Source organism: Paenibacillus azoreducens (genome assembly GCF_021654775.1).
In the GTDB taxonomy this organism is placed as follows: Bacteria; Bacillota; Bacilli; order Paenibacillales; family Paenibacillaceae; genus Paenibacillus_AQ; species Paenibacillus_AQ azoreducens.
Genome location: NZ_AP025343.1, coordinates 6,824,161 through 6,839,071, shown reverse-complemented (window position 1 = coordinate 6,839,071; position 14,911 = coordinate 6,824,161). Strand labels below are relative to the sequence as shown.

At 49.1% G+C, this 14,911-nt stretch carries 12 protein-coding genes and 2 pseudogenes; 13 read left to right on the top strand and 1 reads right to left on the bottom strand.

All coding sequences use genetic code 11. The features are described from left to right. Positions 1–199 precede the first annotated feature (199 nt). Positions 200–985: pseudogene (locus L6442_RS30700) on the top strand (RNA-guided endonuclease TnpB family protein); the annotation flags it as partial. A gap of 63 nt (positions 986–1,048) precedes the next feature. Here the strand turns inward: L6442_RS30700 and L6442_RS30695 are convergent. Next, on the bottom strand, positions 1,049–2,239 hold the full coding sequence (locus L6442_RS30695; protein WP_237100135.1) for an IS701 family transposase: 1,191 nt from the start codon (positions 2,237–2,239) through the stop codon (positions 1,049–1,051). Positions 2,240–2,346: 107 nt separating this feature from the next. Between L6442_RS30695 and L6442_RS30690 the strand changes: the two are divergent. The 12 genes and pseudogenes from L6442_RS30690 to L6442_RS30635 all read left to right on the top strand — a co-directional run. After that, positions 2,347–2,703, top strand: a pseudogene (locus L6442_RS30690) (RNA-guided endonuclease TnpB family protein); the annotation flags it as partial. Positions 2,704–2,937: 234 nt separating this feature from the next. Next, on the top strand, positions 2,938–3,687 hold the full coding sequence (locus L6442_RS30685) for a M23 family metallopeptidase (protein WP_194234028.1): 750 nt from the start codon (positions 2,938–2,940) through the stop codon (positions 3,685–3,687). A 525-nt stretch (positions 3,688–4,212) separates the two neighbouring features. Then, positions 4,213–4,494: a sporulation transcriptional regulator SpoIIID gene (gene spoIIID / locus L6442_RS30680; protein WP_194234029.1), complete on the top strand. Its 282-nt coding sequence runs from the start codon at positions 4,213–4,215 to the stop codon at positions 4,492–4,494. A 197-nt stretch (positions 4,495–4,691) separates the two neighbouring features. Beyond that, on the top strand, positions 4,692–5,690 hold the full coding sequence (gene mreB, locus L6442_RS30675; RefSeq protein ID WP_212979555.1) for a rod shape-determining protein: 999 nt from the start codon (positions 4,692–4,694) through the stop codon (positions 5,688–5,690). A 61-nt stretch (positions 5,691–5,751) separates the two neighbouring features. Further along, entirely contained in the window at positions 5,752–6,633 is an 882-nt protein-coding gene (locus L6442_RS30670; RefSeq protein WP_194234030.1) for a flagellar hook-basal body protein, read from the top strand. Positions 6,634–6,665: 32 nt separating this feature from the next. After that, positions 6,666–7,484, top strand: coding sequence for a flagellar hook-basal body protein (locus L6442_RS30665; RefSeq protein WP_212979556.1), 819 nt, complete (start codon positions 6,666–6,668; stop codon positions 7,482–7,484). Between the two features lie 12 nt (positions 7,485–7,496). Beyond that, positions 7,497–7,778 (top strand): DNA-directed RNA polymerase subunit beta, encoded by a 282-nt coding sequence (locus L6442_RS30660; RefSeq protein WP_373871825.1) that lies wholly within the window; start codon positions 7,497–7,499, stop codon positions 7,776–7,778. A 478-nt stretch (positions 7,779–8,256) separates the two neighbouring features. After that, positions 8,257–8,688 carry a 3-hydroxyacyl-ACP dehydratase FabZ gene (fabZ, locus tag L6442_RS30655; protein WP_194234032.1) on the top strand — a complete coding sequence of 144 codons (432 nt, stop codon included), beginning with the start codon at positions 8,257–8,259 and terminating at the stop codon, positions 8,686–8,688. A gap of 48 nt (positions 8,689–8,736) precedes the next feature. Continuing rightward, positions 8,737–10,455 carry a phospho-sugar mutase gene (locus L6442_RS30650; protein ID WP_212979485.1) on the top strand — a complete coding sequence of 573 codons (1,719 nt, stop codon included), beginning with the start codon at positions 8,737–8,739 and terminating at the stop codon, positions 10,453–10,455. A 462-nt stretch (positions 10,456–10,917) separates the two neighbouring features. Next, complete coding sequence (locus L6442_RS30645; RefSeq protein ID WP_212979486.1) at positions 10,918–12,936, top strand: DUF5693 family protein; 2,019 nt, start codon at positions 10,918–10,920, stop codon at positions 12,934–12,936. Then, positions 12,909–14,042, top strand: a complete 1,134-nt coding sequence (gene csaB / locus L6442_RS30640) for a polysaccharide pyruvyl transferase CsaB (RefSeq protein WP_212979487.1) — start codon at positions 12,909–12,911, stop codon at positions 14,040–14,042. The genes L6442_RS30645 and csaB overlap by 28 nt, the downstream gene beginning before the upstream one ends. Further along, a complete protein-coding gene (locus L6442_RS30635) occupies positions 14,035–14,820 on the top strand; it encodes a WecB/TagA/CpsF family glycosyltransferase (protein WP_212979488.1) in 786 nt (261 codons plus the stop codon). Before csaB ends, L6442_RS30635 begins: the two co-directional genes overlap by 8 nt. Positions 14,821–14,911: the final 91 nt, after the last annotated feature.

Below are 14,911 nucleotides of genomic sequence, written 5' to 3'. Positions count from 1 at the left end.
CGGGCAGCGATCGAAAGAACATTACACCCGGCTGCCTCCTTCCCGTTCATAATCATTGCTTCAACTTTTATCAATTAGCCGAGAATACTCGTGACTTTAGTCATGCAGATGAATCGGCTTCAGTTGAGGTATAGCTTTAGCTATGTTAATCAACTGACGTATGTTAAGCTTAAAAATAATAAGAAGTGAGGTGAATGCCATGCTTCGACATAAAGCTTATAAGTTTCGGATCTATCCAAATCAAGAACAGCAAATATTAATCGCTAAAACTATCGGTTGTTCCAGATTTGTCTACAATCACTTTCTAAATATGTGGAATACAGCTTATTCAAATACAGGAAAAGGTCTATCTTACCCTTCTTGTTCTGCTATGCTTCCCAAAATGAAGGAGGACGTTGAGACTTGTTGGTTGAAAGAAGTCGATAGCATCGCACTCCAATCCTCTCTTTTAAACTTAGCGGATTCTTTTTCTCGTTTTTTCAAAAAACAAAATAAAAGGCCTCAATTCAAAAGTAAAAAGAATCCCGTTCAAAGCTATACTACGAAGAACGTGAATCAAAGCATTGAAATCAAAGAAAGCTACGTGAAGCTACCTAAACTCGGATTCGTAAAGTTGGCTAAAAGCCGAGAACCGAAAGGACGTATACTTAACGCTACCCTTCGTAAAAATGCGAGTGGAAAATTCTTCGTCTCCATCCTGTGTGAGGAAGAAATCGATGAACTACCGAAAGTGAATTCCGCGATTGGTATTGACTTAGGTATCACAGATTTTGCAATTCTATCGGATAGTCAGAAGAAAGATAACCATAGATTCACTGCCCAGATGGAAAAGAAACTGAAACGAGAACAGCGCAAGTTGTCACGTCGTGCCTTCCTGGCTAAAAAGAAGGGAATCGACCTTTTTCAAGCAGAGAACTACCAAAAACAAAAGCGAAAAGTCGCTAGACTCCACGAAAAAGTGATGAATCAACGTACCGATTTTCTAAATAACTGTACATGCCAATAAACACTTCAAGAAATTGTAAATTCAAAAAAGCTGACAGTATCCCTATGCAGCTCTAAGCTGTGTTTGAATTTGAGCGAGAGCTACTCCGGATAGAGCTTGTTTATAGACATACTCAATCCAATGTTGCTTTTTTTCTCGTCGATATTGGTGCAATCCATCCAAAAGATTGCCCTGACCGCTGTAAATGCAGCACATCGAAACAAAAGATAGCAGCGCCCAGTAGCGATCGATCGCTTTCGTAGATCGAACCTGATATCGATCCAAGCCGAGGTGGACCTTCGCCGCTCGAAAATACGTTTCAATCGACCATCGCTTGCTGTAATAGCTCAGAATTTGCTTGTTGGTTAGAGAAACATCTGTACTTAGAAAAGCTTTTACTTGCTTTGGGTTCAGTTCTTCTCCTTCTTTCCAGCAGAAAAGAACGACTCCATTATCCAGCAAATTGAGCTTTCCTTCGTATCGATAAACGCGATAAGAGTCTACTCCGATGGTCACGAGATCGGTATCAGACTTCGAAATAAACGAAGCAAATTCTTTAATGGATTGGCGAATCCCTTGGGGGTAAATGATGCGATTGGTCTTCAGACCACTAATGACATGGAATCCTTGCTCGCTACTCACCTGAAGAACAGAGGCTGAAGGATACCACGAGTCCATTAATACGTACGTAGGGTGATGAGACCTGGGCACTTGCCGAATCATGTCACAAACCAGATCAATCTTGCTCTTGCTTTTGGATTCATAACGTTCTGTTGCAAAAGGATATACGACATCACCCGCCCGAAGCATGGCTTCCACTACAGCATGACCATAGACCTTCTTGCCCTTGAGATGAGAGTGGTGAAAGGCTGATCCCTGGATCGAGTCAACCGCCTGTGACGAAGGTTTGGTTTTTTCACACACCGTATCATCTACGAGGACAAAGATCGGACTGTTATTGTGTTTGGCGCTGAATTTGACTTGCTGATAGGCGATATTACGTACGATGTCCTTCAGGAACTGTTCATCCCACTTCCCATGGGATAAAAAATGGCTTAAGCTTCTGCGATCCCGATGGTGCAAGCTTTCACGATGTATGTCTGTTAAGGTACCTGTAAATCCAGATGACAACATGCCATCTACAAAGTGAGTGATGTGACTCATTACAGATTTGGAAAAATACAACGGGAGTTTCCATTGCCGAAAGATATTGTACCAATTGCGATGCTGTGTTAACGTATACGTATGAGACATTTCTTGTTCTCCTCTGCGTAGAGTGGTTGGTCGCACTTCTATTTTACACAGAGAGAATCAAGGATGTCTCTTTTTACATTTCATTACAGTGAATTTTGGCATGTACAGTAAATAAGTTAAGTACAGAAATCATCAAAAACCACGATGTGATCTGTATAGAGGACTTAAACACAAAAGGTATGTTGCGTAATCGTAAATTAGCGAAAAGCATCTCTGATGTATCCTGGTCTAGTTTTGTAGAAAAGTTACAATACAAAGCCGACTGGTACGGTCGTCAAATTGTAAAGGTAGATCCATGGTTTCCCTCAAGCCAGATTTGTTCTGAATGTGGACACCTAGATGGAAAGAAACCGCTCCACATTCGGGAATGGACTTGCCCCATTTGTCATACCCATCACGACCGTGATATCAATGCGAGCAAAAATATCTTGGTTGAAGGATTGAGAATACAAGCTCTATCATAGACCAGACACAAAGAACCGTAGGTACTACGGGGATAGCTTGGTAAATAAGAGAAACCGCTGATTGTCGTGTATGCCACGATCGATCAAGTATGCTCTCTTCCCAAGAATCTCGTGACTTTAGTCATGAGAGGTTCAAAAGAGAGTACTATCCAAAATATTTTTTTGAAAAATAATATAAGAGATACGTATAAAAGGTTATGCCCCGGTAACAATGATTACTGAGGTGATAACCATATGAATGAACAAAACAAAAGTAATCAAAACCATGGAGAAACTCCTAAAAAATCACAGGGAGAGCTGGTAAGCCAGCCATCTGCATGGAAGAAGCTGTTGTCCAAACGGTGGGTGTACCCGGCAGCTTATGTGGCCGCAGCAGCAATTATACTAACCTTAGTTTGGGTCTACCAGGATGTCAGCCAGAAGAGACTCGCACATGACCCTACTAAAGTGACGGAAACCGCATCGGTACCTGCCACAGGAAAAATCGATAAGGAAACCGCCAAAGAGCCGAAAGCCCAGGAAGTAACCGCAACCGTGAAAGACATGGCATGGCCTGTGGCCGACGCCAAAGAAGTCAAAGTCGTGAAGCCTTTCTTTGATGAGAATGAAAGTGCCGAAAACCAGCAGGCAGCCATGGTGCAGTACAATGACACGTTTAGCCCGAATGTCGGCGTGGACTTAGGTCGCGAGGATGACAAGGCGTTTGACGTCAAGGCCGCACTCTCAGGCAAGGTCAGCCGGGTCGAACTCAACCCTCCTCTGACAGGGACGGTCATTGAAATTACGCATGACAACAATGTGAAAACCGTATATCAATCCCTTTCCGACGCAAAAGTGAAAGAGGGCGATACGGTGAAGCAGGGGGATACAATCGGGACAGCTGGACGCAATGAAATTGAGAAGGATCTTGGCAACCATTTGCACTTTGAAGTGATTGAAAAGGGAACTCAGGTTAATCCGGAAAAGCTGCTTCCCAAAAAATAAATAAACCATGAAAAAGGCAGGGGAATCCCTGCTTTTTTCGCGATTTCAGAATTTATAAGTTTTTTGGGGGTCCCCGCAAAGTAATCGGAGTAAACTTCGAAGGCCACACGTCACTCAGTACTTTTGCTTCGCAAAAGCACCCTTCAGGCGCCCTTACTTCTTTCCGGTACTCTCCGTACTTTTGCTCCGCAAAAGCGCCCCTCTTTGAAGGGCGCCCTTACTTCTTTCCGATACTTTTTGTGGGGTTATTTCGTGTTCAGAAACCCCGATAGGCATCAGGAATAAAGTTTATAAAATGGCGTCAGGCTTGGCGGTTTTTTGGCAGTATAGAATTTATAAGTTTTTTGGGGGTCCCCGCAAAGTATTTGGAATAAGCATCGAAGCATAGGCTCCACTTTGTGGGGTTATTTTACGTCTTGCGAAAATAAATGGGCCTTATGGAGCTTGTCAGGTCCTGAAAGCGCGAATATATAGGCACGCCCCTCATATAATGTACCAAACTATCCACAGTAGGGAGGCGGGAGCGTGCACGATTACATCAAGGAACGAACCATTAAAATTGGCCGTTGTATCGTGGAGACAAAGCACACGGTCCGGACAATTGCCAAAGAATTTGGCGTATCCAAAAGCACAGTGCATAAGGACTTGACCGAACGTTTGCCTGAAATCAATCCTGATCTGGCTGACCAGGTCAAGCACATACTCGAATATCATAAATCGATCCGTCATCTGCGGGGAGGAGAAGCCACCAAAATCAAATACAAAAAGTCGAAAAAACGCGAAGCTGTGGCATCTGCCAAATCATAATTCCTAAAATCGCCCGATGCTTTAAACCATTGAATCCGTCCCCTGAAGTATGATATGTTAAAAGATGGTATGAGGTCGAAAAATGTGATCCCTGATTCCCTATATACATCATTCTGCTGCATCTTGTCGAAAAGGGACTTTTTGTTAAGCCAGGGACTCTTTTACCATAAAATATGACTTTGGGGGCTCTTTTCATGATGTTTGGCAAGGATATTGGAATTGATCTGGGTACGGCTAATGTTCTTATTCATGTGAAAGGGAAAGGTGTCGTTCTTGACGAACCTTCCGTAGTTACAATTGAAAGCGACACGAAGAAAGTACTTGCTGTCGGTGAAGAAGCCCGCAGAATGGTAGGACGTACGCCGGGGCATATTGTGGCGATCCGTCCGCTGCGGGATGGCGTCATTGCGGATTTTGCTATTACGGAAGCGATGCTGAAATATTTTATCAGCCGTGTTGGCGGCCGCACTTGGAGCAGCCGTCCCCGTATTTTGATCTGCGCGCCTACCAATATTACATCGGTGGAGCAGAAGGCGATTCGCGAGGCTGCCGAGCGCAGTGGGGCTAAAGACGTATTTCTGGAGGAAGAACCAAAGGCGGCGGCCATTGGCGCCGGCATGGATATTTTTGAACCAAGCGGCAATATGGTCGTTGATATCGGCGGCGGTACAACCGATGTGGCCGTGCTTTCCATGGGCGACATCGTAACCGCCTCTTCCATTAAAATGGCGGGGGACAAGTTTGACGAGTCGATTATCAAATTTATCAAAAATAAATACAAGCTTCTGATCGGTGAGCGCACCTCCGAGGATATCAAAATCAAAGTCGGCACGGTACGTCCAGGAGGACGCCAGGATGAGATCGATATCCGCGGCCGCGACATGGTATCGGGACTGCCGCAGACGGTTACGATTTCATCTGCCGAGATCCAGGAAGCCTTGTGGGAGCCGGTCTCCTCGATCGTTGCGGCAGCCAAGTCGGTTTTGGAACGGACACCGCCGGAATTGTCGGCGGACATTATCGACCGCGGCGTTATTTTGACGGGTGGAGGAGCGCTTTTGCACGGATTGGACGAGCTCCTTTCCGAGGAACTGCGCGTGCCGGTGCTGATTGCGGAAGATCCGATGCACTGCGTCGTGAAGGGTACGGGCATCATGCTGGATAATTTGGATAAAGTCGTTAAGAAATCGATCTGAGTCGCCGATAAATACAATATAATTACGAACCGAATGGATTAAAAAGGGGGCTCCCACTCAAATGATCAGAGGACTTTATACGGCGGCTGCGGGCATGATGACGCAGGAAAGCCGGCATGACACCGCGGTGCAGAACCTGGCTAACGTAAATACCCCGGGGTATAAGCAGGTGAACAGCGTGGCCCGTTCTTTTCCGGAAATGCTGCTGAGGATGGTCGGCGGGAACAGCGAAGTTCCTGAGCCGAGGATCGGCAAGCTGAGCACGGGGGTGTTTGCGGAAGAAGCTCTATCCATTTACAAACAGGGCGTTGTGACGGAGAGCGCCAAACCGACAGATTTCGCGCTTGTATCCGATATGGAGATGAACGATCCGGCAACCGGTCAACCTATTAAGTTTGACGGCTCGGGTAAATACATAAGCGCAAACGGCGATGCGATCTACAAACCTGAGGCCTTCTTTACGGTGCAGGGACAGGATGGGCAAATCCGCTATACCAAAGACGGCAGCTTCAAGGTTGATACGACCGGCCGGCTGCTGACATCCACCGGCTACCAAGTATTAGACAGCAATAATCGGCCGATTGTATTGACAGGACCGGTTGACAGCCTTAAAGTTGACGAACAGGGATATATTCGGAACCCGGATACCGGGGCTCGCGGCGCCCGTTTGGGTGTGTCCGTCGTTGCTCAGCCTTACCAAATGGTGCGTGACGGCGAAGGCGTATTCCGGATCGATGATCCGCGGGGAGCCGGCGTACGCGCCATGGGCGGGACAGACCGCGTGGAAGTGCGTCAGAACTATATCGAGACTTCGAACGTGAATCCGTCCGACGTCGTGGTAGACATGAATATGGCGCTCCGTGCTTATGAAGCAAACCAGAAAGTGATTCAATTTTACGATAAAAGCTTGGATAAAGCCGTCAACGAAGTCGGCAAGGTTTAAAACCCGGATATGAGGCCTAAAGGAGGTTTATGATGAATAACTCCATGATCAGCGCCATGGTGTCCATGAACGGCATTCAGCGGAAGCTGGATATCATCGCTGACAATATCGCAAATGTGGATACGGTGGGATACAAGCAAAAGAATACTTCCTTTGAGGATACGCTGACTTCGGTGATGCAGCAGCCGAAAGATTTCAAGCAGCCGGGAAGATTCTCCCCGCCGGGCTATACGACCGGATATGGCGTTCGCACAGGAGATGTCTTCCGCGACATGACGCAGGGCCCGCTGGAACAAACGAACCAGCCGACGGACCTCGCTATTGAAGGAAGCGGGATGTTCGCGGTCGAAGCGGGCGGTAGGATTGCATATACCCGCGAAGGGGCGTTCCATTTTGTTCCGGATCCAAGCGACCCTAATTCGATGGTACTTGTAAACAATCAAGGTTATTTTGTGCTTGACGAGAATAATGAACACATCAAAGCGCCGAAAAATGGCAAGGTTGCGATTGATGCTGACGGCAAAGTCCTGGTGGATCGAAAAGGCGTGATTTCGGAAGCGGCGACGCTTAAAGTGCTTAAGCCGCTCCGCGAGAATGCGCTGCAGCAGATGGACGGCAATCTGTTTGTCGTTCCGGCCAGCATGACGGAAGCTCAAGTGTTTGAAGTGCCCCCAGGGGGCGGACTTCCGAAAGATACCTCGATTCGTTCCGGTTATCTGGAGCAATCCAATGCGGATTATATGGGCCAAATTACGGACATGATGCAGATGCAGCGTGCGTATCAGCTGGCTGCGCGGGCGATCGCTTCCAGCGATACGATGATGAACCTGGCCAACAATATGCGGGGTTAGGTGGAAGCGTTTATGAATGATACGAAAAAGCCGTCGGACCAATTGGCGAGAGTCCGGAACGGGAAAGAGGCATCCGGCCAGCCGGGTGCCGATCAGGACGACTGGATGGAGCCTGCCAGAAGAAAAACGGCGCGTTGGAGAGTTGTCATGCGCTGGATGATTCCGCTGTTCTTGGTGCTCGCTTTGGCCGGCGGAATGATCTGCGGATATGTGATCATCGGCAAGCAGAGCTTGTCCGAAGTGTTTGATTGGAAGACATGGCAGCATGTCATTGACCTGGTTTTCGCTCCGTAAAAGGGCGAGTTCAAAAAGGCCGGTTTTTAGCAACAGAGTGACAAAAACTCCTTCGTTAACGCGCGGGAGTTTTCTTTTTTTACTCGGAAAATGTATAATGATGGGGGACTTGAGTAAGCCAAAAGGGCCCCGTCCGGGCCGATACCCACGAAGGAATCCGGCTGGCGGAGAAGAGCCCCTTATCTGAACCTTCACTTCTGCAGATAATGAAGGATACGTATAGTTTTTTCCGTATATTCATGCTTTTATGCAAAAAGGCAGTCAGTTAGCCTCTTGTTCAACATATGATAAGAATCAGACCGCATTTAGCGGATGTTTTTCTTGTGATATGAGGATGTGAGATCCCTGAAGCCTATACTTTCTTAAATCTTCAGAAAGGCAATGCTGCCTTGAAGACATCCGCCTACTCCATCCACCAAGTGGACGGCCTGGAGGATGCCATTTAAATCATGCCTAATTTGGAAGGAGATTTGCTGTTGTGCTTAACGTAAAAGAGATTCAGGATATTATCCCGCACCGCCCTCCGTTTTTGCTGGTGGACCGGATTGTGGAGATGGAGGTCGGCAAGCGTGCGGTCGGCATTAAAAACGTGACGATCAACGAGCCGTTTTTTATTGGACATTTTCCGGAGTATCCGGTGATGCCGGGTGTTCTGATTACCGAAGCATTGGCTCAGGTCGGAGCCGCAGCCATGCTGCAAGTGGAAAGCAATAAAGGCAAAATCGGCTTTTTGGCCGGAATTGACGGCTTCCGTTTCAGAGGCCAGGTCGTGCCTGGCGATACGCTTCGTTTGGAAGTGGAGATTACCCGGTTAAAAGGAAGCATAGGCAAAGGGCATGCGGTTGCCAAGGTCGACGACAAGGTTGTCGCCGAAGGCGAAATCATGTTTGCGTTATCCGACCCATCCTAAATTTTAATAATCGATGCCGTCAGCTTAGACGGGGAAAGGGGAAAGAGTATGGCAGAGCTTAGCAAAACAGCAGCAGAGAATGTACAACGCTGGCTTTCCGATCCTTTGATTGATGACGAGACGAAACGGGAGCTTCAAGAACTGCAGGAACAACCTCAGGAATTGGAGGAACGTTTTTATAAAGATTTAGAATTTGGGACGGGAGGGCTCCGCGGCGTCATCGGCGCCGGCAGCAACCGGATCAATCGTTATACCGTCGGCAGAGCAACGCAAGGTTTTGCACGCTACATATTGGAGCAGCATGGCCAGGCAGCAGGGAAACCTTCGGTAGTCATCGCCCATGATTCGCGGCATTTTTCACCGGAATTTGCGCTTGAAGCCGCGCTTGTGCTTGCAGGCAACGGGATTACGGCCAAGCTGTTTCCATCCCTGCGTACAACGCCGCAGCTTTCATTCAGCGTGCGTCATCTGAACGCAACCGGAGGCATTGTCATTACGGCAAGCCATAACCCGCCGGAATATAACGGCTACAAGGTTTACAACGCCGAAGGCGGACAGCTTGTGCCGCATCAGGCGGAACAAGTCATTCAATATATCCAGGAGATCGATTCTTTTGCGTCCGTCAAACGTCTTGAGCAGTCCGAGGCGGAAGCAGAGGGACTTTTGGTATGGCTTGGCGATGCCGAAGACGAAGCTTTCGCGGAAACGGTCGCCGGGGTAAGCGTCAACCGGGAAAAGATAACTTCCGAGCTGGGTAAAGATTTTAAAATCGTGTATACCCCGCTGCATGGAACGGGCAACATCCCTGTACGGAACGTACTGAACAAAGTTGGTTTTACCAACGTCCATGTTGTTGCGGAGCAGGAGCAGCCGGATGCCGAATTCTCGACCGTAAAGTCGCCTAACCCTGAGGAACGTGAAGCATTCACCCTGGCGATGAAGCTTGGCAAAGAGGTAGGAGCTGACATTCTGGTCGGCACCGACCCGGACTGTGACCGGATGGGCGCGGTTGTGCTGAATGATGCGGGTGAATATGAAGTGCTTTCCGGCAACCAGTCCGGCGCCGTCATGATTCATTATTTGCTTAGCCAGCTCCAAGAGCAGGGCAAACTGCCGGACAACGGAGCGGTGATCAAAACGATCGTTACGAGCGAAATGGGAGCGGTCATTGCCCGTCACTATGGAGCGGAAATTTTCAATACGCTCACTGGCTTTAAATATATCGGCGAGAAAATGACTGAATTCGAACAGACGGGCAAATATACATATTTGTTCGGTTACGAGGAAAGTTATGGTTATCTGGCCGGAAACTATGCCCGCGACAAAGATGCGGTGCTTGCTTCGCTTCTGATCTGCGAGGCTGGCGCTTATTACAAAGCGCAGGGCAAAACGCTGTATAACGTGCTCCAGGAATTGTACGCGGAGTTCGGATATTTCCGTGAAAAACTGGAATCCCGCACATTGAAAGGCAAAGACGGCCTGGCCCAAATTCAGGCGAAAATGGCCGATTGGCGCGAGAATCCGCCGCAAAAGATTGCGGGCGCAGCCGTGACGGAGGTTCTCGACTATTCCAAAGGGCTTGACGGCTTGCCGCAGGAAAATGTGCTGAAATATATGCTGAATGACGGCTCATGGTTCTGCCTGCGCCCATCGGGGACGGAACCGAAGATTAAAGTTTATTTTGCCGTTCGCGGCAATTCGCTGCAGGACGCTGAGGAGCGCATCGATAAGCTTGCGGCAGAAGTCATGGCGCGCGTTGACGCCTAGCCTATATAAGTTGAACTAAAAGAAACGGATAAGGAAAAGGAAGAGGGTTCAATCTTCAACAGAAATCCGTTTCCGAAGATTGAGTCTGGGGGAAATGATTTCTTGCGCAGCTGGAAGCTCTCTAAAGATGTATCTCATCTCTAACGAAACTATAGAGCGCTAATGTCTCAAAAACAAGAGCAAATGAAATCTAACGAAACTACAGATCGTTATTAGGGGTAAAATGAGGCTTACGGGCACTTTTTTAGCTTAATAGCGATCCCCTGTTTCGTTAAAATTTCAAAAAGCCCTTTTTGTTGCAAATAGCGATATCACGTTTCGTTAGAAATGAACCACCCGGCTGCCTTCATCCGTACAATCATTGGTTCAACTTATCTAGAATCACCAGAGAGATGGATATCCGTGTAAGCCGCCGCACAGACGCGGCGGCTTGGGCGGAGTTATTATGAGGAGGTACTTTTCGTGCATCAAAAATGGCAGCATTGGGGCACGGCATCGCGCAAGTGGCTGTGGATCCTGGTCATTGTGGGCATCATCGCCGCCCTTCCAGTCGCGTACGACCGATACCAAACGGAATCATCATCAAACAATGTGGAGCTCGTGTTCAACTATCGCGGCTTAGCGGAGGTTGCTTCTTACCAGGCGCATCCGGAACAATTTTTGGACGAGCAGTTGGATAAGTTGAAGGCGGCTGGAATCACCAGCATGGCGATGTTTGAAAGCACGCTGGATGATTTCAAGAAAAGCCGGCGGCTGATGGTGTATAACGCCCAAGATATTGCGCAAATGACGCAAAGCGTTGTTCCGACGAACGAGAATTTCACTTACATTCTGTTTACCAATGAAGAGAATGCGGGCCGGTTGACGCCTCTCATTGAAGATACGTTCAAGAGTTTGGGCATCAACGTGAAGCCTTGGGAGTTTCATAAACAAAAAGGCCTGATTGTGGAAACCTCGCCGGAGGATGCCGCGCTGAAACCGATGCAGCCGGACCCGATTGCGTTCGAAATGCTTCACAGCAAAGGATTCCACGTCGTTCCGCGGATGTCGGACAGCCTTCCTTATGATCAGGAAGCGATGGATAAGCTGCTTGCTTATTATGAAGCCAATGACGTTAAGCGCATTTTGTTCGAGGGCGATTCGGTTAAAGGCTTTAACGACAACGCCAAGAAGCAGAGCCTGCAAAGTTTCGCCAATCTGCTGAACCAGCATGGCATCGGCATTGCGGCAATCGAAAATACGAAGAAACCTCAGGCCGGCCTGGCTAAGCTTTCGTATTACATCCATTATAATGTGGTCCGTCTGTATTCCCTTAGCGATAAAGACGCCCAGGCGCTGGATGAGGATACGATTGCGGACCGGTTTGCTCTGGCAACGAAAGACCGGAACATCCGGATGATTTATATCAATACATCGGCAAGCAAAAGCACGTCCAAGGCCATGGTGACCGATTCGATCGATAATATCATCAAGAGCCTGGAAAAGCCGGGCAATGCGGTGAAGCAAATGGAGAAAAACGGCTTTACAATGGGCCGTGCCGAAGCTTTCCATATTCATGATTCTTCGCTGCAGCGTTACTTTAAAATGGTTGTCGTGCTGGGCGGAGTTGCCTTTATCGCCTTGATGATTTCGTTCTTCATTCCGTCGCTGACCGTGCCGGCTTTTGTGCTTGGCCTTATTGGCAGCGCGGGCTTGTACGTACTCAAGGCAACGCTGTTTGAACAGGCGCTGGCTCTGATCGTCGCCATCAGTGCTCCGACCATAGCGATGATTCTGGCGATACGCAAAATCAATGCGGTTAATGCCGAGGATCCCGAAATGGCGGTGGGACGGCGAGTTTCGCTTTCGATTGTGCTGTTTATCAAGACATCAATCATCTCCATGGCAGCTATTCCATTCGTGGTCGCACTGCTGAACAATATTACGTACAGCCTGGTATTGAGCCAGTTCCGCGGCGTAAGCCTGCTGCATGCGGCTCCAATCATGCTGATTGCCGTGTTTGTCGTATTGTACCGCGGCGGACGTCCGCTTCAGCAAATGGGCAAGCTGTTCAAAACGCCAATCACGCTGCTGTGGGTTATCGCAGCCGTAGCGGTTGCCGGCGTCGGATATTATTATCTGAGCCGTACAGGCAACGGCGGCAAAGTCAGCTCGATTGAAATGGTCATTCGCCCATTCCTGGAGAACACGTTCCATGTGCGTCCGCGCAATAAGGAAATTATCGCTCATCCGTTGTTCCTGCTTGGACTGTTCCTGTCCGTGAAGTATCGGAACGCGATCTATGTCATGATTTTCGCCGTGATCGGACAACTTTCGATGGTGGATACCTTTGCCCATATCCACTCGCCGATGAAAATCTCCCTGGCCCGCGACCTGCTTGGTCTCGGAATCGGATTTATTCTCGGCCTGATCGCAATCGGCGTATGGCAAATTGCTGAAGGGTGTTGGAAAAAATGGTCACCTCGCCTCAGAAGACAATAGTCATCTCGGGATATTACGGTTTTAAAAACAGCGGCGATGAGGCTGTGCTCCAGTCCATCTTGACGGCTCTGGAACAGCAGGGCAAGCAGGCGGGCGTTCGGATCAATCCCGTCGTGCTTTCCATTGATCCGGAATGGACCGCCTCCACGTACGCCGTGCAGGCGGTTCACCGGATGAAAATTGGCGAAGTAAAGCAGGCGCTCAAAGAGAGCAGCGGCCTGATCAGCGGCGGTGGCAGTTTATTGCAGGATGCCACCGGCACGAAGACCATCCCGTATTATCTGGGCGTCATCAAGCTGGCGCAGTGGCTGCGCAAACCCGTGTTTGTATATTCCCAGGGAATCGGTCCCGTGAACCGGAAGCTGTTCTATCCTTTGATCAAAAACACGTTCAAAAAATGCGAATATATTTCAGTCCGGGACATCCAGTCCGCGGAGCTGCTGCAAAGCATGGGACTGCAGAGTGGCCGTATTCAGGTCGTACCCGATCCGGTCATGGGCCTTACTCCTGATGAGGAAAATACGCCGTATATGCATGAATCGTCCGAACCCGGACTGCCTGTAATCGGCATTTCCGTACGATATTGGGATAAGGAGCGCAGGGAGCTGCAGGGGATCGCCGAAGGGCTCCGCAAAGTATGCCAAAAGCAGCCCGTGCATTTGAGATTCCTGCCGTTTCATTTTCCGGATGATGAAAAGGCTTCGCAAGAAATCATTCAAAATCTTGGCGATCTCAGCGCGCAAGGATGCAAGGTGTCGGTATGCAGGGAGGCGGTTCATCCGCGACAGATGCTGGCAGAGGTAGGACGCTGCGATCTGGTGATCGGCATGCGACTGCACAGCTTGATTTATGCCGCGAATCAGATCGTTCCGCTCATCGGCGTTTCCTACGATCCGAAGATCGATCATTTTCTGGACAGGCTGGATATCATACCGGTCGGAACCAGCAGCATGGTCGATCCCGGGGCGCTAGCGGCGGAAATTTCGCGTCTGCTGGCAGGGGCCGAGGCTTGGAAGGAAACCGCCAGACCGCGCATCGATAAGCTGAAACAGGAAGCGCAGGAGCCTGCGCGGCATATTATTGATTTTTTGAGCAGTAATGGATAAGGGGATTGACACCGTGAACCAATTTGAACAAGTGCCTACGGTCTCCATCTATGGTTTGCAGGTATGCAAATGGGGGATGGAAGACACAGTCAAGTATTTGACCCAAGTGATCGAGTCGGAGGAGCACAGGCCTTTTCAGGTGATTACGGCGAATCCGATCATGGTGATGAAAGCTCTGGAAGAGCCGGATTACATGCGGGTGATGAAAAATGCGGAACTTCTCGTCCCTGACGGTACCGGCGTGGTCTGGGCCGCCTCCAAAGTGGGAACGCCCGTGCAGGAGCGCGTCGCCGGATTCGACCTTTTACATGAACTTATGCGAGTCGGAGAAAACTATCATTGGAAGGTGTTTTTGCTCGGCTCGACGCCGGAAGTGATTCAGGCGGCCGCAGAGCGGTTGCATTTGCAATATCCGGGCGTTGAAATCACGGGATACCGTGACGGATATTTCAAGTCCGACCAGGATGCGGAAGTGATCGCCCAAATCCGCGAGGCGGCTCCGGACATGCTGTTCGTTGCGCGCGGAGCGGATACCCAGGAACCGTGGATTGCCCAGCATAAAAAGGAACTTGGCGTCCCATTGATGATGGGGGTCGGCGGAAGCTTTGACGTCATTTCGGGCAAAACGAAACGAGCGCCGAAGCTGTTCCAAAAGCTGCGTGCGGAATGGCTTTATCGCCTGCTGACGCAGCCGACGCGGGCAGCAAGAATGCTTGCGCTGCCGAAATTCGCCTTAAAAGTGCTGCGGGATAAAGAAAACGTGACAAAACCGAGATAAAAGCCTATATTGAACCGCAAAAACCCGATTTTTTGCTGAAAAACAGGATTGGTTTTATTTTTTTGATGAGAGTATAATTCAATCCGGTGAA